This is a genomic window from Bradyrhizobium liaoningense (genome assembly GCF_018130825.1).
GTDB classification, from domain to species: domain Bacteria; phylum Pseudomonadota; class Alphaproteobacteria; order Rhizobiales; family Xanthobacteraceae; genus Bradyrhizobium; species Bradyrhizobium liaoningense_B.
The window spans coordinates 44,806-67,168 of sequence record NZ_JAFCJS010000014.1; the positions used below are offsets into that span (position 1 = coordinate 44,806).

Genomic DNA, 22,363 nt, shown 5'->3' on the forward strand with positions numbered 1-22,363 from the left:
TCGCTACATCAGAAGCGCGCGCGGTCCGGTACGATCAGGGACACATCGATCGGTTGCGAAATGAATTTGCGTTTCTGGCTTTTCCCCACACTGCTCACGGCCGCATTGTGTGCCGCGCCTTGCGCGCAGGCGCAGACGCGCGTCGGCGAAGCCGTCGTGATCCAGAACGAGGTGGTGCGGGTGGCCGCGACCACGACGCCGATCAGCGTCGGCGACAGCATGCTGCGCGACGAGACCGTGCGCACCGGCGCCGACAGCGCAGCGCGCTTCGTCATGGCCGACAGCACCAATTTGTCGCTCGGCCCGAGCGCCACGCTGAAGCTCGACCGCACCGTCTTCAACGACGAGCACAGCTATCGCGACGTCGCGATCCGCATGACGACTGGCGCATTCCGCTTCGTCACCGGGCATTCCGAGAAGACCGCCTACAAGATCACGACGCCGCTCGCGACCATCGGCGTGCGCGGCACCACGCTCGACATCCTCTCCCAGCGCGGCCGCTCCGTCGTCGTGCTTCAGGACGGCGCCGCGAGTGTCTGCACGTTGAGCTTCCAATGCGTGCAGCTGACCCAGCCCGGCGACACCGCGATCATCACCTCGACCGGCGGCAAGGTCTCCATCACCAAGACCAGCACGCCGCCCTGGACCTTCGCCGCCAACTGCGCCGCGAGCGCCGGGCTGTGCGCGGTCAACCAATACGCCGACGCCTCGCCGACCATCACGCCCGCCGTCCATGACGACGGCATGCTGTGCGGGCGGTGACGATGGTAAAGTTCGACTTCAGGCGCCTCATCCTCGCCGCTGCACTGATTGCAGCCGCTGCGTTTTCGCTTCTCGCTTTCGATACGCGTCCGGCAGCGGCCCAGTCGGCGGAGTGCGAGTCCGAGTGCGGCGAGCCGACGCCCTACCCGTCGCCGACCTACTCGCCGTCCCCAACGCCCACACCGACACCGGCACCGACGCCCACACCGGCACCGTCTCCCTCGCCGAATCCGTATCCGTCGCCGAGCCCGACACCGACGGGCGCGGATTCCAGCGGCAATTCGATCGGCGGCCTCGCCAATCAGCGCTTCAACCAGATGATCACCAACCGGGTGCTCGGCACGGTGCTGCTCGGCGTCAACGAGCAAATCAATTGCAGCGACTGCATCAGCGCATTCGGCTCGGCCGGCTCGTTCTCGGCCGGCATCCACGGCCGCAAGGAGCTGACCAACAATCTGTCGCTGCTCGCCGGCATCGCCTACACACAGTACAACGAGGGCGGCTACAAGATCACCAGCGCGCCGATCGGAGCCTTCGCGCTGCGCTATGACTTCACCGATTGGGGCTCCTCGCGCCCATTCTTCGACGTCGGCACCATCCTGACGCCATGGGAGAAGGCGCGTTACACGCGCAGCTACAACACCAGCCTCGGCCCGGTCAGCGTCACGAGTTCGACCAACGCTTCGAACTACGCGGTCTACGGCCGTGCCGGCTGGATGAGCCGCGTGTCACCGCGCGACGAGGTCGCAGCCTCGATCGAGGTCTGGCAGCTCTGGCAGCGCGTCTCCGGCTATAGCGACAATGCGGTGGCGTTCAATCCATTCGACGCCAGCATCGCTGATGGCACCGACCGCACCAGCCTCGTCAAGATCGGCGGCCAGTGGACGCATCTCTACGGCAGCAACATCGAGACCAACATCAACGGCGGCTGGGTGCAGTCGTTCGCCAGCCATAGCGGCATCGTCGCCACGGTGACCGGCAACGGCACGGTGGTGCCGACCATGGGCAACCAGGGCTGGTTCGAATATGGCGGCCGCCTCGGCTTCCGCGTGCAGAAGGGCTGGATCGTGGATTTGTTCGCCAACGGCACGCTGGGTCCGCAGCCGGTCGGCAACACGATTCATGGCGGCGTGGGGCTGAGGATCAATTATTAGCCGGCGGGCACGGTCTCGTAGGGTGGGCAAAGCGACAGCGTGCCCACCAACTCTCGCGATCGGGGATGGACGGTGGGCACGGCGCTTTGCGCCTTTGCCCACCCTACGGCACCTGTGCTGACGCCCCTACGGCACCTGTGCTGCCCTCACGCCGCCGACTTGCCCTCGAACGCGCGCCGCAACACCTCCACGTCCAGCTTCACCATCTTCATCATGGCCTGCATCGCGCGCGCGGCCGCGGCCTTGTCGGGGCTCGACAGGAATTCGAACATCACCTTCGGCACCACCTGCCAGGCCACGCCCCAGCGATCCCTGAGCCAGCCGCACTGCTCCTCCTTGCCGCCATGGGCGAGGAACGCATTCCAGACGCTGTCGACCTGGGCCTGGTCGTCGCAATGGATCATCAACGAGATCGCGTGGGTGTACTCCATCTTCATGCCGCCATTGAGCGCGACCAGCGGCTGCCCAGCCACCGTGAACTCGACGACGAGCACGGAGCCTGTCTTGCCGGACGGGCCGTCCGAGACATTGCGCTGAACGTGCGTGATCTCCGAATTCGGCACCAGCGAGGTGTAGAACTTCGCGGCTTCCTCGGCATCGCCATTAAACCACATGCAGGGCACGAGCTTGGACATCGTGAATGCTCCTCTTCAGCTGGCTTGGGTTTCGCTCAGGCATGCGCCATGTCGGACTGCGCGGCGAAGGCCGCGAGGTCCATCCAGTTCACACCCCACATGTGGCCGTCCGGATCCTCGAAGCTGCGGCCGTACATGAAGCTGTATTCGTCCTTCGGGCCGGGATCGGCCACCCCGCCGGCGGCCTCGGCCCTGGCGACGATGTCGTCGACCTCATCGCGGCTGTCCGCGGACAGGCAGAACAGCACCTGGTTCGAGGTCCTGGCATCCGCGATCGGCTTCGGCGTGAACTGACGAAACTTGTCGTGGGTCAGGAGCATGGCGAAAATGGTCTCGGAGAAGACCATGCAGCTCGCCGTATCGTCGCAAAATTGCGGGTTCCTGACCGCCCCGATCGCCTCGTAGAAAGCGGTCGCGCGCTTGAGGTCGGTCACCGGCAGATTGACGAAGATCATCCTGGGCATCGGAAGCTCCTTGGGCGGGTTCCACCCAAGGACGGACGGGCCAACAGCCACCCGACACAGCTTCCGGATATTTTTTGAGGCCGCGCCAGCGCGGTTCTGCCGCACAGAACCGGCAGGCGATCAGGCAGGCTTACTTCTTCTCGTTGGGGTCCCGGTGCACGGGGTCGATCCACAGCACGGTCTCGGGTTTCTCGACCGGCTCGATGTCGAGGTTGATCGCCACCGCCTCGCCGTCGCTGCGCACCAGCACGCATTCCAGCACCTCGTCCGGGCTGGCGTTGATCTCCTGGTGCGGCACGTAAGGCGGGACGAAAATGAAATCGCCGGGGCCGGCCTCCGCAGTGAATTGCAGCTTCTCGCCCCAGCGCATCCGCGCCTTGCCCTTCACGACGTAGATGACGCTTTCGAGGTGGCCGTGGTGATGCGCGCCGGTCTTGGCGTCGGGCTTGATGTTCACGGTGCCGGCCCACAATTTCTGCGCGCCGACGCGCGCGAAATTGATGGCTGCCGCGCGGTTCATGCCCGGTGTCGACGGCACGTTGGTGTCGAGCTGGTTGCCGGGAATGACGCGCACGCCGTCATGTTTCCAGTGATCGTCATGATCGTGGTCATGGTGGGAATGCGAATGGTCATGGCCGGTCATGTGACTTGCTTTCTGTTGGTTCCGTGCGCGCCAAACTAACCCAAAGCCGCATCCGCAAGCCATACCAAAATCGGAACTCTCGTAGCTGCCTGACGTTGTCCTCGCGAGCAAAATCGAAGGAGAATTTTCATGGGTAGCACGACCGACAAGATCAAAGGCACGGCCAACGAGGCGATCGGCAAAGCCAAGCAGGGTGTCGGTGAAGCCACCGGTTCCGACCGCATGAAGGGCGAAGGCGCGGTCCAGGAAGTCAAGGGCAAGGGCCAGCAGGCCATGGGCGATGCCAAGGACGCCGCGAAGGAAGCGATGGATCGCGCCGCGGCTGCCGCACGCCGCGCTGCGGAGTAGCGCGCGCAGGGTTGAAAGCGAAAAGACCGGCCGCGAGGCCGGTCTTTTTGTTTGTGTGTTATTTCACCGCGAGCAATTCCACATCGAACATCAGCGTTGCGTTCGGCGGGATCACGCCGCCGGCGCCGCGCGCGCCATAGCCGAGCTGCGGCGGAATGATCAGCGTGCGCTTGCCGCCGACCTTCATCGAGGCGACGCCCTCGTCCCAGCCTGCGATCACGCGGCCCTTGCCGATCGGAAACTCGAACGGCTCGTTGCGATCGACCGACGAGTCGAATTTCTTGCCCTTCTGGCCGTTCTCATAAAGCCAGCCGGTGTAGTGCATCACGCAGATCTGGCCGGGCTTCGGCGAAGCGCCGGTGCCGACGACACTGTCGATAGTCTGCAAGCCTGAAGCTGTGGTCATGGTCTTTCCTGCGGTCTGGGCCGAGGCCGTGGTGGAAACGAAATCGGACACGCTGGCGATCACCGTGATCGCGAGTGCCGACATGATAGCGAAGAGCACGCGCTGGAAACGCTGCATTAGACACCTTCCATTTGAGGCGGGAGGTGTCTAACCCAACGCCGACGCCGTTTCCACCCCTTTAGACCTCGATATTTTCCAGCCTGACGGGGAGCTTGCGGATGCGCTGACCGGTGGCGTGATAGAGCGCATTGCAGATCGCCGCATTGGTGCCGACATTGGCGAGCTCGCCCAGGCCCTTCGCACCCGCGGGGTTGATGTGATCGTCCTGCTCGGAGAGCAGGATCACCTCGACGCCGGGTACGTCCGCATTCACGGGCACGAGATAATCGGCAAGATTGTCGTTGACGTAGCGCGCGCTGCGCTCGTCGATCTCTGTGGCCTCGAGCAGTGCCGAGGACATGCCCCAGATCAGACCGCCCATCAGCTGGCTGCGCGCCGTGCGCGGGTTCATGATGCGGCCGGCCGCGAACGCGCCGACGAGGCGAGGACAGCGGATTTCGTGCGTGAAGCGGTTGACCCTGACCTCGACAAATTCGGCACCGAATGCGTAGGCGATCTTGTCCTTCATCTGATGGCCGCCCACGAGCCGGACGTGCCCGCTGTGCATGGCCCGGAACGAGTCCAGCGGCGCGCCCTCCGGCTTCCACTCGCCATATTCCTCGACCACGCCGACGCCGAGCGCGTCGAACGCCTTCTCGATATCGAGCGGACGATCGCTCTTCGCCGCCTGCGTGCTCGGCGCCTGGCTGATGCCGACGGTCTCCTTGGCCTTCTCCGTGAGGCTGTCGCTCGGCATCACGGCCTTGAACAGGCGCTGGCGGATCTGGTCGCACACCATCATCACCGCCGAGCAGGTGCTGGCGGTCGAGTTCGAGCCGCCCGCAACCGGCGCCGGCGGCAGATCGCTGTCGCCGATGAAGACCGCAACCCTCTCCAGGGGCACGCCGAGCCGCTCGGCCGCGGTCTGCGCGATGACCGTATAGGCGCCGGTGCCGATCTCATGGCCGGCGATCTCGACGCGGGTGCGGCCGTCGCGCTGGAGGCGCACACGGGCCGCCGCCGGTCCCATCTGGGTCGGGTAGCAGGTGGCCGCGCAGCCATAGCCGATCAGCCAGTCACCCTCCGCCATCGATTTCGGCTGCCGCGATCGCTGCGCCCAGCCAAAGGCTTTGCCGGCTTCGTCAAAGCATGCCATCAGCGATCGCGACGTATAGGGCTTGCCGCCGATCGGCTCGGTCGTGGTGTCATTGATGCGGCGAAGCTCGACGGGATCCATGTTGAGCTTCACGGCGAGCTCGTCCATCGCGCTTTCCAGCGCGAACAAATAAGGCACCTCCGGCGGCGAGCGCATGAAGCCGGGCGTGTTGCGGTCGGCGCGCACGATCGACACCAGACTGTCGACGTTCGGGCAGGCATAAAGCCGCGTCGTGGTCTTGGTGCCGCCGACACAATAGGCGTCCGGCCGCGAGGAGACCTCGGCGCCCTCATGTCTGAGCGCCACCAGCTTGCCGTCGCGCCTGGCGCCGAGCTTGATCTCGTGGCGCGTCTCGGCGCGGTGGGTCGTGATGGTGAAGCCCTGGTCGCGGGTCGGGACCAGCTTGATCGGCCGGTTCAGCCGCCTGGCGATGCCGGCGATGATGGCGGTGCGCGGCGTCATCGAGCCGCGCGAACCGAAGCCGCCGCCGACGTAAGGGTTGACCACGCGCACCTTGTCGGCATCGATACCGAGCTGCTCGGCGACGCCGTTCTTGAGGCCATGGACGTACTGGCTGGGCTCGTAGATGACGAGATCGTCACCGATCCAGGCACAGCTCGTCGAAAACAGCTCCATCGGATTGTGGTGCTGCGTCGGCGTATCGTAGGAGGCGGTGAGCTGTATCTCGGCCCCTTCGAACGCCTTGGCGAAATCGCCGACCTTCGGGTCTTCCTTGAACTGCGAATTTTGTCCCTTCGCCGCGGCCGTCGTCGTGCCCGGCGAGTCGAAGGTCGCGCTGGGCGTAGCGATCGTATAGCCGACCTTGACGCGGTTGGCCGCCTCGCGCGCGGCCTCGTAGCTTTCGGCGATAACGACCGCGATGATCTGTCCGTCATGGGCGATGTCGGGCGACTTCAGCGGCTGGATCGTGGTCCCGGCATAGCCGCCATTGCTGAACAGCTTCGACTCCTTCAGCTTCGGCGCGTTCTCGTGCGTGACGATGTCGATCACGCCGCGGACGGCCCTGGCGTCGTCGAGGTCGAAATTGTCGATGCGGCCCTTGGCAATCGCGCTGGTGACGAGGAACGCATAGGCCGGATTGGCCAGCGGCATGTCGGACCCGTAGGTCGCCCGCCCCGTGACCTTCGAGCGCGCGTCATAACGCGGCACGGGCTGGCCCATATTCGCCTTCGGCTCGGGAGCTGCAGCGGTCATGGTCAAATCTCCATCGTTACGGCCTGCTGGAGCGCGCGTGCCATCACGCGCTTGCCGAGCGCGATCTTGAAGCTGTTGTGCCGGCGGCCGCGAGCATCTGCAAAGGCGGCATCGGCAGCGCGCTGCGCGAGGCCGTCATCGAATTTCTGCCCCTTGAGCAGCGCCTCCGCCTCGCGGGCGCGCCAGGGGACCGTGGCGACGCCGCCGAGCGCGACCCGCGCGTCCCGGATCGTGCCATCCCGCACGTCGAGCGCGATCGCAGCGGACGACAAGGCGAATTCGTAGGACTGCCGGTCCCGCGCCTTGAGGTAGACCGAACGCGGCCAGCGGCCGGTCACGACAAAGACCGAGATCAACTCGCCCGGCTGAAGCGTGGTCTCGATATCAGGCGAATTGCCCGGCGCCTTGTGCAGCTCCGAGAAGGGCATGCTGCGGCTGCCGGACTTGCCGGTGATCTCGACCGTCGCATCCAGCGCGATCAGGGCCTGCGCGAAATCGCCGGGATAGGTCGCGATACACTGGTCGGAGACGCCGAGCACGGCGTGCATGCGGTTGACGCCGTCCATCGCCGCGCAACCCGAGCCCGGATTGCGCTTGTTGCAGTTCTCGTAGGAGACATCGCGAAAATAGCTGCAGCGCGTCCGCTGCATCACGTTGCCGCCGAGCGTTGCCATGTTGCGCAACTGGGCGCTGGCGGCGAGCTTCAGGGAATTGGCGATGACCGGATAATTGCGCTGGATCTCGTCATGCGCGGCGACGTCGGACATTTTTGCGAGTGCGCCGAGCCGCAAGTTCTCGCCGCCGGGCTCGATCGCCGACCAGCCTCCCGCGAGCGGGTTGATGTCGACGATCGCGGCAGGCCGCATCACGTCGAGCTTCATCAGATCGATCAGCGTGGTACCGCCAGCAAGCGGCTGGGCGGTAGCCTGGGTCAGCGGGTTGTTAGCCGCGGCATCTGCGCTCAGCGCCTGGACGGCCATGTCGGGGTCCGTCGCCCTCTGATACAGGAAGGATCGCATGCGCTTAGCCTTTCAATATCTCGGGCGCAGCCTGCTTCACGGCCGCGACGATGTTGGGATAGGCGGCACAGCGGCAGATATTCCCGCTCATATATTCGCGGATGTCGGCCTCGGAGCCCGCATGACCTTCCTTGACGCAGGCAATCGCCGACATGATCTGGCCGGGCGTGCAATAGCCGCATTGGAACGCATCGTTGTCGACGAAGGCCTGCTGCATCGGGTGCAGGCGATCATCGGTAGCGAGGCCTTCGATCGTCGTGATCTCCTGCCCTTCGGCTGCGAGCGCCAGCGTCAGGCACGACACCACGCGGCGGTCACCGATCAGCACCGTGCAGGCACCGCACTGGCCGTGATCGCAGCCTTTCTTGCTGCCGGTGAGGCCCATATGCTCGCGCAGCGCGTCGAGCACGGTCGTGCGCGCATCGATGCGCAGACGCCGATCCTTGCCGTTCACATGCAGCGTGACATCGACCGGCAGTGATGGATCCTGCGCAGCCGGTGCGCGCGGGTCCTGCGCGGCCGCGCGCGCCGTAATCGGAACAAGCGCGCTGCCGGCAGCACCGGCCATGAAGGCGCGTCGGTCGAAGCCGGATGATCTGGAACTCAAGTTGTCGGGCATGAACGGCCTCCGCCGCTTTCGGATCAAGCGGCGCACACCTGCGCCGCTCCGCCCTTAACTGGGAGCGATGAGCCCCGTTCCGAATGAGAAAGGGCGGCGCAACAGATACCGCGCCGCCCTCCGTCAACTTTTCCTGATCGTCTGCGAGGAACTGTCTCGCGAAGATCAATAACCCAGTGCGCAGCCGTCCTTGCGCGGATCGGAACCACCGGTGAGCGTGCCCTTGTCCCAATCGATCCAGATCGCCTGGGCGCCGCCGAGCGGGCCGACCACGCTGGTGGTCTTGTGGCCGAGCTTCTTCAGGCCCTCGACGATGTCGGCGGGAACGCTGTCCTCGAGCTGGTACTGGCCCTCGTAGTGCAGGCCGCGCGGCATGTCGATCGCCTCCTGCACGTCGCAGCCATAGTCGAGAATGTTGGTCAACAGATGAGTCTGGCCGGTCGGCTGGTACTGGCCGCCCATCACCGCGAACGACATCGCGGAACGGCCGCCCTTGGTCAGCAGGCCCGGCATGATCGTGTGCAGCGGACGCTTGCCGCCTTCGATGCAGTTGGGATGGCCCGGCTGGATGCGGAAACCGCCGGCGCGGTTCTGGAACAAGACGCCGGTCTTGTTGGAGACGATCGCCGAGCCGAAGGAATGCGCGACCGAGTTGATGAACGAGCAGACGTTCCGATCCTTGTCCACCACCGTGATGTAGATGGTCGAGGGATTCATCGGGGGCGCAACGTTCGGCAGGTCGAGCATGCCGTCCATGCGGATCTTGCTGATGTACTCGTCGGCAAAACCCTTCTCGAGCATCTCGGCGACGTTGATCTTCATGTGCTCGGGAGAAGCGACGTGCATCTCGCGGTTCATGTAGGCGATGCGCGCGGCTTCCGCCTCGAGATGGAAGCGCTCGACGCTCACGGGCGCGTACTTGGTCAGGTCGAAGCGCGACAGGATGTTGAGCATCAGCAGCGCCGTGACGCCCGGGCCGTTCGGCGGGCACTGCCAGACGTCGTAGCCCTTATACGCGGTGCCGATCGGCGTCGTCGTCTCGGTGGTGTGCGCGGCGAAATCATCGAGCGTGTGCAGGCCGCCGATGCCGCGCAGGGTCTCGACCATATCCTCCGCGATCGCGCCCTTGTAGAAGGCGTCGCGGCCGTCCTTGGCGATCGCGCGCAGCGTCTTGCCGAGCTCGGTCTGGCGGATAACGTCGCCGGCCACCGGCGGCTTGCCGCCCGGCAGCAGGTAGCGCACGGTGTTGGTGCCGGCCTTCAGCTTCTCGAACTGGTTCTTCCAGTCGAAGGCGATGCGCGGCGCGACGACATAGCCTTCCTCGGCCGCCTTGATCGCGGGCTGCAGCAGGCGGTCGAAGCCGAACTTGCCGTGATCGCGCAGCACGGTCGCGAAGGCGTCGATCACGCCGGGGATCGAGACCGCATGCGCCGAGGTCAGCGGCACGGAATTGATCTTGCGCTCGAGATACCAGTCGGCGTTCGCCGCCTTCGGGGCGCGGCCGGAGCCGTTATAGGCGATGATCTTGCCTTCGCCGCGCGGCTGGATCAGCGCAAAGCAGTCGCCGCCGATGCCGGTCGACTGCGGCTCGATCACGCTGAGCACGGCCGAGCCGGCGACCGCGGCGTCCACCGCCGTGCCGCCCTCGCGCAGCACCTCGATCGCGGCCAGCGAGGCCTGCGGATGCGAGGTCGCAACCATGGCGTTGGTGGCGTGGACCGTGGACCTGCCGGGGAAATGGAAGTTTCTCATCGAATTCTTGCTCTCGTTAGGCTTTCTTGGCCGTGGATGCGCGCGCCGCGCCGTCTCGGAAAAACCGGGTCTACATGGCACATTCCGGCCGGTCGGGGCAATGCTGGCATACCAGGGAAATGGCAGCCATCCGCTGGGCGTATAGACCCTTTGCAGGCGCTCGCGATGCGGGTTTTCCGGGCGCCGGCCGCCTGCTAAACGAGCGGCCATGACGTCCAGGAAAATGCCTTACAAGGTCTGCGCCTTCTATCAATTCGCCGCCCTGCCCGATTACCGCGAGCTGCGCGAGCCGCTGCGCGCGTTCTGCGCCGGCCTGGCGCTGAAGGGCAGCGTGCTGCTGGCCGAAGAGGGCATCAACGGCACCATCGCGGGCGCGCCGGAGGCGATCGACACCTTCGCCCACGAGCTCGCACACGGCGCCCTGTTCGGCGGCCGGCTGAACAATCTCGAATTGAAGTTCTCGACTGCGGCGACGATGCCGTTCGGCCGGCTCAAGGTGCGGCTGAAGAAGGAGATCGTCACGCTGGGCGATACGGCCGCCGATCCGACGCGCCAGGTCGGCACCTATGTCGATGCGAACGAATGGAACGCGCTGATCGCAGCTCCCGACACGCTTGTGCTCGATACCCGCAACGCCTTCGAGGTCGCGATGGGCACGTTCGATGGCGCGGTCGATCCTGACATCAGGAGCTTTGGCCAGTTCAAGGAGTTTGCCGCGCAGCAGCTCGATCCGGCCAAACACCGCAGGATCGCGATGTTCTGCACCGGCGGCATCCGCTGTGAGAAGGCGAGCGCGCACCTGCTCGCGCGCGGCTTTGCCGAGGTCTATCACCTCAGGGGCGGCATCCTGAAATATCTGGAAGTGGTGCCGGAGGCGCAGAGCCGCTGGCGCGGCGAATGTTTCGTGTTCGACGAGCGCATCGCGCTCGGCCACGGTTTGCGGGAACGAGACAAGGACGCGGGCACGTGACGAATGAGATCAAGACGCTGAGCGAGCGCATCGACACGCTGGAGATGCGCATCGCCTATCAGGACGACACCATCGAGACTCTGAACCAGACCATCACCGCGCAGTGGAAGCAGATCGACGCGCTGACGCGGAAGATCGCAGAACTCGGCGAGCGACTGCAGCAGGCCGAGGCCCATGCATCGGGACCTGCCAACGAGCGCCCGCCGCATTATTGAGCGATATTACTGGCCAACCGCCTTGGGCAGCAGGTTCGCGACCGGGACCGACATCATCAGGCGGTCACGGCCGCCTTCCTTGGCGGCGTAGAGCGCCTGATCGGCCGCCTCGACAAGGGTGCCGACGCCGGCAGTGCGCTCCAGTGCCGGCCGGCAGGCCGCACCGCCGAGCGAAGCGGTGACGTAGCCTGACGCATGATTGCTGGTGTGGACGAGGCCTGCCCCGCGAATCGCCTTCCGAATCCGCTCGCCGATCCGCGCGCAGCCCGCGGCATCGGTGTTCGGCAGCAGCATGGCGAATTCCTCGCCGCCGTAGCGCGCAGCGAGATCGCCGGGACGCTGCACCTCGGCGGCGATGACCTGAGCCACAACCCGCAGGCAGGCGTCGCCCGCGGGATGGCCGTACTCGTCGTTGTAAGCCTTGAAGCGATCGACGTCGATCATCAGCAAAGCAAGGCTGGAGCGGTCGCGATAGGCGCGCGCCCACTCCTCGTTCAGGCGCTCGTCGAAGCGACGGCGGTTGGCAAGCCCGGTGAGACCGTCCTCGATCGCAAGCGTCTCGAGCTTGGTTTCGAGCTTCTTCTGCTCGGTGATGTCGCGCGAGATCGCGACCACGCCATCGACGCGGCCGTTGTCCTTGCGCGTCACCCGCATCGTCGATTCGAGCCAGACCTCGCCTTTCTGCCTGTGCGAGTTGCGGTAGGTGACGCGCGCCTCCTCCTTCTCGCCGCGCTTCATGGCGTCGACGAGGGCCTGGACCTGCGGCAGGTCTTCGGCATGAATGCCGGTGAGCGCGGGCGTTCCGATCAGTTGATTGGCCCGCCAGCCGACAACGCGAACCGACGACGGCGAGACATAGCGCAGCCGCTCGTCGAGCCCGATCCGGGTCACCATGTCGCTGGAGCCTTCGGCGAGCAGGCGGAAATGCGCTTCCTTCTCGACCAGGGCGGCCGCCATGCGCTGCCCGCGCTGCAACTGCCGCACCATCACCGCGCCGATGATCGCGATCAGCATGACCAGCGCAAGGACGTAGAGCATGCGGGAGATCGCGGCGGCGCGCCAGGGCGCCAGCAATTCGTCCCTGTCGACGGTGGCGAGCATCACCAGCGGATAACGCGTGCTGCGCTTGAAGAAGCTGACGCGCTCGGCGCCATCAAGCGGTGACTTGAAATGATAGGCGCCGCTCGGCCGTTGCAGGCTCGGATCGCGAAACAGCGGGGCGTCGGCAACGCTGCGGCCGACGAACTTGTCGTTGCTGGGATTGCGCGCGACGATCAGGCCGTCGCCATGTGTCAGCGCCACGGAGCTGTTGCGGCCGATCTCGAACTGCTCGTAGAAATGCGCGAGATATCGGGAGCTGATGGTCGCGAGCACCACCCCGCCGAAGCTGCCGTCCAGCTTGTTGAAGCGGCGCGACAGGGTGACGACCCATTCGCCGTCGATCAGGCTCTTCACGGGGCGTCCGAAATGAGGCTCGCGCTTCGGCGAGAGCTGGTGCTGGCGGAAGAACGCGTCGTCGCTGAAGGTCGAGCCGATCGTGCCGGGCGCGGTCAGCGAGTTGCCATGGTCGTCGATGATGGCAAGGCTGTGCACGCGCTCCATCGCCTTCTTGCGTGCCTCCAGGAGGTTCTTGAGCTTGGCGATCGTGGCGGGTTCGGTGCCGTCCATCTCCAGCCGGCTGACGACGCCGACGACGCCGGAATCGAGCAGATCGAGGCTGTCCTCGGCATGCTGGGTCAGCGAACGCGCAACGTTCGCCATCTCGGTTTCGGCGCCCCTGAGCACCGCATCGCGCGCGGCCCATTCGCGCCAGGCGCTGACGCCGAGGATGGTCGCGCAGGTCAGCACGACGAACGCCGCCGCGCGCAGCGGCAGGCGGCTCCATCCGGCTCTTTGGGTAGCAGCGCTCATGCGGCAGAATTTCTCCGATCGTTTCGGAAACTCTGCTGCTTCTCTTAGTGAACTCTGAAATCACTACCGGAATACGCGGCGATCTCCCCGCTTTCCAGTAGTCTTACGGACGCTGGGATCAACGCATCGCTAACAAGACCTTAGCAGGCCTATCGGAATCCGGCGGCCCACGCCGCTAGCTGAAGATCGCCTTAACCTTGTCCCAGAGCGAGGGGCTATCCGCCTCCGCATCGGCCTTCGACGGCGTCGGCTGGGCCGCGCTGACGGGATCGGACGCGGGGAAGGTGTCTTCCAGACCCGTATCGAGCTTGCCGTGATGATCGGCGGCAAGCGCCTCACGCAGATCGTCGGCGTGCTTGTCGTGCGGGGCGGGATTGAATCTCTCAGCCATGATCTCCTCCTTTGGCTGGTCAACGCGACCCGATTGCGCTGGTTCCCCTGTTCCGCTGAGCGCCGGGGCGGTGTATCAGGAGCCATAACCTCGTTCAGGACCATTCGTGCCCCAGCCTGCAAAAAAGCCCTTCATCGACGTGCTCTCCGGCCAGCGCCAGCCCGTCCCGCCCATGTGGATGATGCGACAGGCCGGCCGCTATTTGCCGGAATATCGCGAGGTGCGCGCCAAGGCCGGCGGCTTCCTCGACCTCTGCTTCAACCCGGAGCTCGCCGCCGAAGTCACGCTGCAGCCGATCCGCAGGTTCGGCTTCGACGCGGCGATCATCTTCTCCGACATTCTCGTGATCCCCTACGCGCTCGGCCGCTCGGTGCGCTTCGAGGCCGGCGAAGGCCCGCGGCTCGAGCCGCTCGACGATCCGGCGAAGGTTGCAACGCTGGCGACGCACGCCGATCTCGGCAAGCTTCAACCGGTGTTCGACGCACTGAAGATCGTGCGCGGCGCGCTCGATTCCCGAACCGCGCTGATCGGGTTCTGCGGTGCGCCGTGGACGGTGGCGACCTACATGGTCGCGGGCCACGGCACGCCCGACCAGGCGCCCGCGCGGATGATGGCCTACCGGCATCCGGAGGCGTTCTCGAAGATCGTCGACGTGCTGGTCGACAGCTCGATCGAGTATCTGCTGGCGCAGCTCACCGCCGGCGCCGATGCCCTGCAGATCTTCGACACCTGGGCCGGCGTGCTGCCGCCGACCGAGTTCGTGCGATGGTCGGTCGAGCCGACGCGGCGCATCGTCGAGGGCGTGCGCGCGAAGGTGCCGGATGCGAAGATCATCGGCTTCCCCCGCGGCGCGGCTGCGCAATTGCCTGGTTACGTCGAGGCGACCGGCGTCAACGGCGTCAGCATCGACTGGACCGCGGAGCCATCCTTCATCCGCGAGCGCGTGCAGAGCAAGGTCGCCGTGCAGGGCAATCTCGATCCCTTGGTGCTGATCACGGGCGGCGCCGCGCTCGACCGCGCGGTCGACAACGTGCTGGCGAATTTCGCCGAGGGGCGGTTCATCTTCAATCTCGGCCACGGCATCCAGCCGGAGACGCCGATCGCCCATGTCGAGCAGATGATCAAGCGGGTACGGGGCTAGCGGTCGGCATCTCGGTTTGCGGCCATCCTTCGAGACGCGCGCAAGGGCGCGCTCCTCAGGATGAGGCTGGTGTTCGCGGCCCCCCAACTCCTCATGGTGGCGGCGCGTCTCGAACCATGAGCTGAGGGAAAAGAAAGCCCGCAAACAAAACCGCGAAAACAACCCCATGCACAGTAGAGAGACCACGCCCAGTCAATGACTTAGCGTGCGCTGAAATGGGATGGGCCGTCATCGCACCAGATCGCGCCGAGGTTTGACCCGTCGGGCAAAACAGGGGCATAATGCCATCATCGCCCCCTTGAGAAATTTGGTGCGAGTCTAGCGCGGCCGGCTGCGCTCGATGATCTCCGCCGCGCCCTTGCCCAGCAGATCGAGACCCACCGCACGGCCGAGCTCGCGCGGGCGGTTGGCCGGCCCGCTGCGCGAGGCTTCGATGATGGTGTTGCCGGAGAGGTCGAGCACGGATGCGGCGAGCGACATCTGATCGCCGGCGATGGTCGAGAAGCCCGCCACCGGCGAATTGCAGTGACCGTTGAGCACCCACAGCACCTCGCGCTCGGCATCGGCAGAGGCATGCGCGGCGGGATCGTCGATCGATGACAGGATTTTTCGCGTCTGCCAGTCCTGCGCGGCGCATTCGACCGCAACGATGCCCTGTCCTGCTGCAGGCAGCATCTCCGCCGCAGTGAATTCGTAGGCGATGCGATCAGCAAGTCCAACGCGGTCGAGGCCGGACCGCGCCATGATCAGCGCATCGGCCGGGCCCACGGCACCGCCATCCGGCAGGCGCTGCTTCTCGCCGTTATCAAGCTTGCGCACGCGGGTGTCGGCAGCTCCCCGGAAGTGGATCACTTCCACATCCGGAAACAACCGCCGCGCATAGGCAGCCCGGCGCACCGCATTGGTGCCGATTTTGAAACCCTTGCCGCGGGACTGGCGTAGCGCCTCCAGCGTCACGCCGTCGCGCAGCACCAGTGCGTCGCCAGGCGGATCGCGCGACAGGGTGGCGCCGATGACGAGGCCCGGCGTGTCCTCGTTGCCCGGCATGTCCTTGAGCGAATGCATCGCCGCCTGCAATTCGCCCGACAGCACGGCAGCGCGGATCTGCGCGACGAAGGCACCGCCCTTGCCGCCATGCGGCAAGAGCTTGCTGGTCTGGTCGAGATCGCCCGTGGTGTCGAACTTGACGATCTCGACATCGAGACCGGGCACGGCGGCAGTCAGGCGGCGCGCGATCTCTTCCGTCTGTGCCAGCGCCATCGCGCTTTTGCGTGTGCCGATCTTGAATCGCGTAGCCAAGTCCGAACCCTCTCAAGCAGCGAAATTACCGCGCATCCTCCAATATCATGTCGGAGGCCTTTTCGGCGATCATGATGATCGGCGCGTTGGTGTTCCCCGAGACGAGGTCCGGCATGACCGAGCCGTCGACGACGCGGAGGCCTTCGAGACCCCTCACCTTCAGCCGCTGGTCCACCACCGCGAGCGCGTCGTTGCCCATACGACAGGTCGAGGTCGGATGGTAGATGGTGCTGCCGCGCTCGCGACAATAATCCAGGATCTCTCCATCCGTGGATACCTTCGCCCCGGGATCGTACTCGCTGACCACGAACGGCTTCATCGCCGGTGCGTTCAGTATCTTGCGCAGGATCTTGATGCCTTCGACGTTGGTGGTGCGGTCGGTCTCGGTCGACATGTAGTTGATGCGGATCTCCGGCGGCACGGTCGGGTCGGCGCTCTTGATGCGCAGGGAGCCGCGGCTCTCGGGACGGAGCTGGCAGATCGAGGCAGTGAAGCCGGAGAAATCGTGCAGCTTCTCACCCATCTTGTCGGTCGAGAACGGCAGGAAGTGGACCTGGATGTCGGGCGAGGCGAGCCGCGGACTGGTCTTGAAGAACGCGCCGGCCGTGCCGGCGGCGATCGTTAGCCAACCCTTGCGGAACAGCGCATAGCGCGCGCCCGCCATGGTGCGGCGGAGCGGATGATTGACGGTGTCGTTCAAGGTGATCTTCTGCGAGCAGCGCATCACGATGCGGACCTGCATGTGGTCCTGGAGATCGTGGCCGACGCCGGCCGCGTCCAGCACCACGTCGATGCCGTGCTTGCGCAGGAGATCGCCGGGGCCGACGCCGGAGAGCTGGAGCAGCTGCGGCGAGTTGTAGGCGCCGCTCGACAGCACGACCTCCTTCCGCGCGCGAGCGCGGCGGACCGAAGTGCCTTGGCGATATTCGACCCCGACGGCGCGACGTCCTTCGAACAGCACGCGCTGACCGAGCGCCTCAGTCTCGATCTTGAGATTGCCGCGCGTCCTCGCGGGGCCGAGATAGGCAACCGACGTCGAGGCGCGGCGGCCGTTGCGCGTCGTGGTCTGGAACAGGCCGACGCCTTCCTGCGTCGCGCCGTTGAAATCGGGATTGTAGGGCAGACCGGTCTCGACCGCGGCGTCGATGAAAGCCTTCGACAGCGGATCGGTCACGATCATGTTGGAGACCGGCAGCGGCCCGTCCGTGCCGTGATATTGATCCGCACCGCGCGACTGGTTCTCGGCCTTCTTGAAGTAAGGCAACACATCGTCATAGCCCCAGCCGGTGTTGCCGAGCTGACGCCAGCGATCGTAGTCCTCGTGCTGGCCGCGGACATAGAGCAGGCCGTTGATCGAGCTCGACCCACCCAGTGTCTTGCCCCGCGGCTGGAACACCTGGCGGCCCTTCAGCTCGGGCTCCGGCTCGGTCTGGTACATCCAGTTGACGGACTTCTCCTTGAACAGCTTGCCGTAGCCGAGCGGCACGTGGATCCAGATGTTCGAATCCTTCGGGCCCGCCTCGAGCAGGAGCACGCTGTGCTTGCCGCTCGCCGATAGCCTATTCGCGAGCACACAGCCGGCGGAGCCGGCGCCGACGATGATGTAGTCGAATTCGGGATCTGACGGCGTGAGGGAGGAATTTGCATTCATGCGCTACTGTTCTTCTTGTTGGTGTGGCGTTTCCGTTGCGTCACTAGCACAATCATGCCTTGGCACGCAGCGCCTCGACCAGCGACTTGAACGCACGGGCATATTCCGCGCCCGCCCTTGCGATATCGGCGCGGCCGGCGCAGGCGACCGCGGCCTCCGTGACCGCGCCGAGCAGCAGACGCGCCAGCGGCTCGACCGGCTGCCGCGCGATCAGGCCGGCCTCCATCGCCGCGGAAAGCGCACGCGGCATCTTGCCGCCAAAATGCTGCGCATCGATCTCGCGCCAGCGCTCCCAGCCGAGCACGGCGGGACCGTCGCGCAGGATGATCTGGCCGGTCGGCCCCTTCGCGGTCGCGGCAAAGTAATGCTGGGTGCCGGCGACCATTGCGGCGAGCACGTCCTTCTCGGCCCGCGCGGTGCGATCGATCTCGGCGACGAGGTCGCGCGAGACAGCGTCGAACACGGCTTCAAACACCGCCTCCTTGGTCTTGAAGTGATGATAGACCGCACCCTTGGCGACGGAGGCACCTTCCGCAATCTCGTCCATGGTGGTGGCGGCAAAGCCCTGCGTCCCGAACAGCCGGCGCGCCGCCGTCAGGATCGCCTCCGATGTCGCCGCCCGCCGCTCCGCCTGTTTCGCCATGGCTCTCGTCTAGTCGAATTCGCGACAGGCGGCCAGTTGACTTTTCGACCACCGGTCGGTATTTACCGACTATCAGTCGGTTTTAATTGTGAGGTCGCCATGCCCACCCGTGACATCGTCGAAGCCTTTGCGAAGCGGCTGGAGGATGGCGACTTCGTCGGCGCTATCCTCGACTACTACACCCCGGACGCGGCGACCTATGAGAACCTCGCCGCGCCCGTGGTCGGGCGCGACAAGCTCGCGGACAAGGAACGGGGCGTGCTGGCGGCGTTCAAGGAGGTCACTGCCGTGCGCCTCGGCCCGAGCCTGATCGATGGCGACATTGTCGCCAGCCGCTGGAAATTCTCCTTCACCAACGCCGAGGGCGTGACGCGGACGCTGGAGGAGATCGCGTGGCAGACCTGGCGAGGCAATGAGATCATCGAGGAGCGCTTCTTCTACGATCCGAAGCAACTCGGTCGCTGAGCAGGATTGCCCCTATCGGTACAGCACGACCACGGCCATGCCGACGAGAGGCGCAACAAACTGAATGGTCTGCCATGCAGAGCCGTCGATGGACCACCGTCCATAGACGATCGTGCCGCCGGGATGCGATGACGATCCGGCCCGATCCCGGAAGGCTTTCCATCGCGCCTCGGCGGGCCCGAGAAAATCATCGGGCTTGACTGTCATGTCGGCGCTATTGAGCACGACCTGCATCATCTCGCCTTTCGGCTGGAACATGGCTTCGGACCCGGGTGGCGCAAGGAAGCTCCGCTTCGGCGCGATGTGCTGCTCATAGAAATCCTGACCGACCGTAACGGCAGCAGAATACGGACTGACAAACGGAACCCCCGAGATGCCGGGGACCTCGAGGTGGCCCACCCCGCGCACCTCCTGCCAGGGAATGACGAGACCCCTAAGCCAGGGCCTGTGAAAGCGGATGCCCGCGGCAGACATGGAGACGACCGCCCGATCCGCATGGAAGTGCCGATAGGACGAAAACGCGATCCATCCCGATCCCAAGTAAAGCAGCATCCAGCCGAAAACATTCAGCGATGGGTTCACGAGATGGCTCCAATAGAGACTGCGCATCGCGCCGACATAGCTGGAGCCGCCGGTCGACCCGCCGACCATCAGGCTGATGCCACCGATGAGGGCGGAGAAGACGATCAGGACAAGGGCTCCGATCAACAATTCCGGAAGCAGTGGCAGGCCGGACCGTCCGATCAGGGTCGTCAGTGCATAGCCTGCGAACGCCAGACCCAGGAGAGCCAAATAGACGGCGGCCAAAACCGCTCCATTCTGGCCCCGGCTCTCGGCGTGAAGCGCGATCGCAAGGCCGGCGACGCAAGCCCACATGGCCCAGGGAACCCGGTCCATCCGCCATTTGTCCATCGTGTATTCGACCGTTGCCGACACATCGGCTGAAGGCTCGCTCATGGACAGGCCCTCGGGATTTCGAATGAATCCAGTGCCGACGCGGGGCACGGTGGCCTGGCCGGTCCGCCAAACGTATCACGCGATCGGGCGGCATCTCGATCCGGCCAGGGTGCGGCAAAAAGCCGATCGGAGTCTTCCGGAACCCGAAGCCGCGCATGCGTTGATGCGAAGAGGCAGAGAGCTTCCTTGCCGCCACCGAACAGGCCATGTGCCACAGGCGCGACGGATAGCACCGCATTTGTATCGATTTGTTATCGATACTGCGTAACGAACACGCAGAAGTGGTCACGACCACCCCCGCCAGCATGGATAATTCATAGTTCGTCAAAGGTTTGCGGAGAATTCTCCGGATCGAGCCGGATAAACGGCCCTGCTGCTAGGCTCTGGAATGCGGACTCAACTGACCAGCTATTTCGCGCGGCTGTTCGCCGGCGATCTGTCGGCGTTCGGCGGTCCTGCAACGGACGAAGCCGTGGCCGGCCACATCCGCGCCGAACAGATGTCGCTGGTGCTCGGCTATTCGGTCGGCATCATGCTCGCCAATGCCTGCAACGCCGTCGTGCTGGCCATCGCGCTGTGGGCCTCGCCCGACCGGACGTTCGCCCTGATCTGGGCGGTCACGGTCGCCGCAGCGGCGATCGCATTCGGCCTGCAATCCCGCGCCGCGCGCCGCATCACCAAGCCGCACTTCGTCTCGCAGCGCGCCATGCATCGGCTGGTGCGCAACGCCTTTCTGCTCGGGGCGGCCTGGGGCATCGTCCCGGTCGCCTTCTTCGCCAATGCCTCGACCGGCGGCCAGCTCGTCATCACCTGCCTGTGCTCGGGAATGCTGGCCGGCGGCGCGCTCGCCTTCGCCACGGTCCCGATCGCGGCCATCGCCTTCACAGCCCCGATCTTCGTCGGCATCGCCATCTGCCTCGGCAGGAACGGCGACCTCGCCTTCCTGCTGATCGCCTTCCTCGTCGTGGTCTATGGCAGCGTGCTGCTGCGCGGCGTGTTCGTCAATTCGTTCTCGTTCGCGCGACGCGTGATGCGGCAGATCGAGGCGGAACGCACGGTCCGGCAGGATCCGCTGACGCAGCTACCCAACCGCTTCGCCTTCAACGAGACGCTCGATGCCGCGCTCAAGCGCCTCGCGCTCTCGGGCGAGGAGTTCGCGGTGCTGCTGCTCGATCTCGATCGCTTCAAGGAGGTCAACGACAAGTTCGGACATCCCGCCGGCGACGAATTCCTGGTGCAGGTCGCGGGCCGCCTGCAGCGCTGCACCCGCGCGGCCGAGCACGTCGCGCGCATCGGCGGCGACGAGTTCGCGCTGGTGATGGCCAATCTGGCGCGGCCCGAGGACGCGCTCGAGATCGCCGAGCGCTTCGTTGTGGCCTTCGACGAACCGTTCCAGATCGAGGGCCGCCAGATCGTCGGCGCGACCAGCGTCGGCATCGTGCTGGCACCGCGCGACGGCAACATGGCGCTCGACATCATGAAGAACGCGGACGCCGCGCTCTATCGCGCCAAGAAGGAGGGACCGGGCACCGTCTGCTTCTTCGAGCAAGCCGACGACAGGCTGTCCCGCGACCGCAAGGCGCTGCAAGCGGACCTCGAGGGCGCCATCGCGCGGGACGAGCTGTTCCTCGTCTTCCAGCCGTTCCTCGACCTCGACGAGAACCGCATCACCGGCTTCGAGGCGCTGCTGCGCTGGCAGCATCCCTCGCGGGGCCTCGTGCCGCCGAGCGAGTTCATCGGAATCGCCGAAGAGACCGGGCTGATCCACGAGATCGGCGAATGGGTGATCCGGCGCGCCTGCGCGACGCTGGCGGACTGGCCCGAAGACATCAGGGTCGCCGTGAATTTCTCCGCGTCGCAGTTCCACAGCACGGCCATCCTCCAGACCATCGTGCAGGCTCTGGCCGATGCGAAGGTCTCTCCCTGCCGGTTCGAAATCGAGATCACGGAATCGATGCTGCTGTCGAAATACGGCTCGGCTGCGTCGATCCTGAACGCGCTGCTGCAACTCGGCGTCACCGTGGCGCTCGACGATTTCGGCACCGGCTTCTCATCGCTGACTTACCTGCGCAAGCTGCCGTTCAGCCGTATCAAGATCGACCAGTCCTTCATCCGCGACATGCTGGTGCAGCCGGACTGCGCCGCGATCGTGAAGTCCGTGATCTCGCTGGCGCGCGACCTCAACATCGGCGTGGTGGCGGAGGGCGTCGAGACCGCCGACCAGCTCGAATATCTGCGTCAGATCAGTTGCGACGAGGTGCAGGGCTATCTCATCAGCCGGCCGGTGGCGGCAGATGGCGTGCGGGCGCTGCTCGACACGAAGAAGCTTCGGGCGATCTACGCCGCGTAGGTGCGCCTGTTCATAAACGTCAGCCTCCGAGCGTAAGGCCGGCGTCGCCCCGCCTGCTCGTCATCGACACGCGCCCATCCCCGACCAAAGCCGAATAG

22 protein-coding genes are annotated in these 22,363 nt (G+C 65.4%); 8 read left to right on the forward strand and 14 right to left on the reverse strand.

What is annotated here, in order from left to right; translation table 11 throughout:
- Positions 1 to 60 precede the first annotated feature (60 nt).
- A complete protein-coding gene (locus JQ603_RS36750) occupies positions 61 to 762 on the forward strand; it encodes a FecR family protein (RefSeq protein WP_212348123.1) in 702 nt (233 codons plus the stop codon).
- 2 nt (positions 763 to 764) lie between these two features.
- Positions 765 to 1,916, forward strand: coding sequence for a hypothetical protein (locus JQ603_RS36755; protein ID WP_212348125.1), 1,152 nt, complete (start codon positions 765 to 767; stop codon positions 1,914 to 1,916).
- Between the two features lie 146 nt (positions 1,917 to 2,062).
- Here JQ603_RS36755 and JQ603_RS36760 read toward each other — a convergent pair whose 3' ends face one another.
- The 3 genes from JQ603_RS36760 to JQ603_RS36770 all read right to left on the reverse strand — a co-directional run bounded on the left by JQ603_RS36760 (position 2,063) and on the right by JQ603_RS36770 (position 3,658).
- Positions 2,063 to 2,551 carry a VOC family protein gene (locus tag JQ603_RS36760; RefSeq protein WP_183250303.1) on the reverse strand — a complete coding sequence of 163 codons (489 nt, stop codon included), beginning with the start codon at positions 2,549 to 2,551 and terminating at the stop codon, positions 2,063 to 2,065.
- Positions 2,552 to 2,586: 35 nt separating this feature from the next.
- Entirely contained in the window at positions 2,587 to 3,015 is a 429-nt protein-coding gene (locus JQ603_RS36765) for a VOC family protein (RefSeq protein WP_212348127.1), read from the reverse strand.
- 130 nt (positions 3,016 to 3,145) lie between these two features.
- Positions 3,146 to 3,658: a cupin domain-containing protein gene (locus JQ603_RS36770; RefSeq protein WP_212348129.1), complete on the reverse strand. Its 513-nt coding sequence runs from the start codon at positions 3,656 to 3,658 to the stop codon at positions 3,146 to 3,148.
- Between the two features lie 129 nt (positions 3,659 to 3,787).
- On the opposite strand from JQ603_RS36770, the gene JQ603_RS36775 reads away from it, so the two are divergent.
- Complete coding sequence (locus tag JQ603_RS36775) at positions 3,788 to 4,006, forward strand: CsbD family protein (protein ID WP_212348131.1); 219 nt, start codon at positions 3,788 to 3,790, stop codon at positions 4,004 to 4,006.
- Positions 4,007 to 4,064: 58 nt separating this feature from the next.
- Here the strand turns inward: JQ603_RS36775 and JQ603_RS36780 are convergent, their stop codons facing one another.
- The 5 genes from JQ603_RS36780 to ggt all read right to left on the reverse strand — a co-directional run bounded on the left by JQ603_RS36780 (position 4,065) and on the right by ggt (position 10,272).
- A complete protein-coding gene (locus JQ603_RS36780; protein WP_212348133.1) occupies positions 4,065 to 4,529 on the reverse strand; it encodes an FKBP-type peptidyl-prolyl cis-trans isomerase in 465 nt (154 codons plus the stop codon).
- Between the two features lie 61 nt (positions 4,530 to 4,590).
- On the reverse strand, positions 4,591 to 6,882 hold the full coding sequence (locus JQ603_RS36785) for a xanthine dehydrogenase family protein molybdopterin-binding subunit (protein ID WP_212348135.1): 2,292 nt from the start codon (positions 6,880 to 6,882) through the stop codon (positions 4,591 to 4,593).
- A gap of 2 nt (positions 6,883 to 6,884) precedes the next feature.
- Positions 6,885 to 7,901, reverse strand: a complete 1,017-nt coding sequence (locus JQ603_RS36790; RefSeq protein ID WP_212348136.1) for an FAD binding domain-containing protein — start codon at positions 7,899 to 7,901, stop codon at positions 6,885 to 6,887.
- A 4-nt stretch (positions 7,902 to 7,905) separates the two neighbouring features.
- Complete coding sequence (locus tag JQ603_RS36795) at positions 7,906 to 8,469, reverse strand: (2Fe-2S)-binding protein (protein WP_212348204.1); 564 nt, start codon at positions 8,467 to 8,469, stop codon at positions 7,906 to 7,908.
- A 216-nt stretch (positions 8,470 to 8,685) separates the two neighbouring features.
- Positions 8,686 to 10,272: a gamma-glutamyltransferase gene (gene ggt, locus JQ603_RS36800; protein WP_212348139.1), complete on the reverse strand. Its 1,587-nt coding sequence runs from the start codon at positions 10,270 to 10,272 to the stop codon at positions 8,686 to 8,688.
- 223 nt (positions 10,273 to 10,495) lie between these two features.
- Between ggt and JQ603_RS36805 the strand changes: the two genes are divergently transcribed.
- Both JQ603_RS36805 and JQ603_RS36810 read left to right on the forward strand, forming a co-directional pair.
- Positions 10,496 to 11,242, forward strand: a complete 747-nt coding sequence (locus JQ603_RS36805; RefSeq protein ID WP_212348207.1) for a rhodanese-related sulfurtransferase — start codon at positions 10,496 to 10,498, stop codon at positions 11,240 to 11,242.
- A complete protein-coding gene (locus tag JQ603_RS36810) occupies positions 11,239 to 11,457 on the forward strand; it encodes a SlyX family protein (RefSeq protein ID WP_212348141.1) in 219 nt (72 codons plus the stop codon). The genes JQ603_RS36805 and JQ603_RS36810 overlap by 4 nt, the downstream gene beginning before the upstream one ends.
- A 6-nt stretch (positions 11,458 to 11,463) precedes the next feature.
- Here JQ603_RS36810 and JQ603_RS36815 read toward each other — a convergent pair whose 3' ends face one another.
- Positions 11,464 to 13,368, reverse strand: a complete 1,905-nt coding sequence (locus JQ603_RS36815) for a sensor domain-containing diguanylate cyclase (RefSeq protein WP_212348144.1) — start codon at positions 13,366 to 13,368, stop codon at positions 11,464 to 11,466.
- A gap of 175 nt (positions 13,369 to 13,543) precedes the next feature.
- Positions 13,544 to 13,759: a hypothetical protein gene (locus tag JQ603_RS36820; protein WP_212348147.1), complete on the reverse strand. Its 216-nt coding sequence runs from the start codon at positions 13,757 to 13,759 to the stop codon at positions 13,544 to 13,546.
- A 106-nt stretch (positions 13,760 to 13,865) separates the two neighbouring features.
- Between JQ603_RS36820 and hemE the strand changes: the two genes are divergently transcribed.
- Positions 13,866 to 14,900 (forward strand): uroporphyrinogen decarboxylase, encoded by a 1,035-nt coding sequence (gene hemE / locus JQ603_RS36825; RefSeq protein ID WP_212348150.1) that lies wholly within the window; start codon positions 13,866 to 13,868, stop codon positions 14,898 to 14,900.
- A 318-nt stretch (positions 14,901 to 15,218) separates the two neighbouring features.
- Here hemE and hemC read toward each other — a convergent pair whose 3' ends face one another.
- Genes hemC through JQ603_RS36840 form a run of 3 tightly spaced genes read right to left on the reverse strand, consistent with a single transcriptional unit; the run spans position 15,219 to position 18,493 of the window.
- Positions 15,219 to 16,199, reverse strand: coding sequence for a hydroxymethylbilane synthase (hemC, locus tag JQ603_RS36830; RefSeq protein WP_212348153.1), 981 nt, complete (start codon positions 16,197 to 16,199; stop codon positions 15,219 to 15,221).
- A 25-nt stretch (positions 16,200 to 16,224) separates the two neighbouring features.
- Entirely contained in the window at positions 16,225 to 17,850 is a 1,626-nt protein-coding gene (locus JQ603_RS36835; RefSeq protein ID WP_212348156.1) for a GMC family oxidoreductase, read from the reverse strand.
- Positions 17,851 to 17,902: 52 nt separating this feature from the next.
- Positions 17,903 to 18,493, reverse strand: a complete 591-nt coding sequence (locus JQ603_RS36840; protein ID WP_212348159.1) for a TetR/AcrR family transcriptional regulator — start codon at positions 18,491 to 18,493, stop codon at positions 17,903 to 17,905.
- 99 nt (positions 18,494 to 18,592) lie between these two features.
- On the opposite strand from JQ603_RS36840, the gene JQ603_RS36845 reads away from it, so the two are divergent.
- On the forward strand, positions 18,593 to 18,958 hold the full coding sequence (locus JQ603_RS36845; protein WP_212348162.1) for a nuclear transport factor 2 family protein: 366 nt from the start codon (positions 18,593 to 18,595) through the stop codon (positions 18,956 to 18,958).
- Positions 18,959 to 18,970: 12 nt separating this feature from the next.
- Here JQ603_RS36845 and JQ603_RS36850 read toward each other — a convergent pair whose 3' ends face one another.
- The gene (locus JQ603_RS36850; RefSeq protein WP_212348165.1) at positions 18,971 to 19,915 is read right to left on the reverse strand and encodes a hypothetical protein; all 945 of its coding nucleotides are present in this window, start codon (positions 19,913 to 19,915) and stop codon (positions 18,971 to 18,973) included.
- A gap of 388 nt (positions 19,916 to 20,303) precedes the next feature.
- On the opposite strand from JQ603_RS36850, the gene JQ603_RS36855 reads away from it, so the two are divergent.
- On the forward strand, positions 20,304 to 22,265 hold the full coding sequence (locus tag JQ603_RS36855) for a putative bifunctional diguanylate cyclase/phosphodiesterase (RefSeq protein ID WP_212348168.1): 1,962 nt from the start codon (positions 20,304 to 20,306) through the stop codon (positions 22,263 to 22,265).
- Positions 22,266 to 22,363 lie beyond the last annotated feature (98 nt).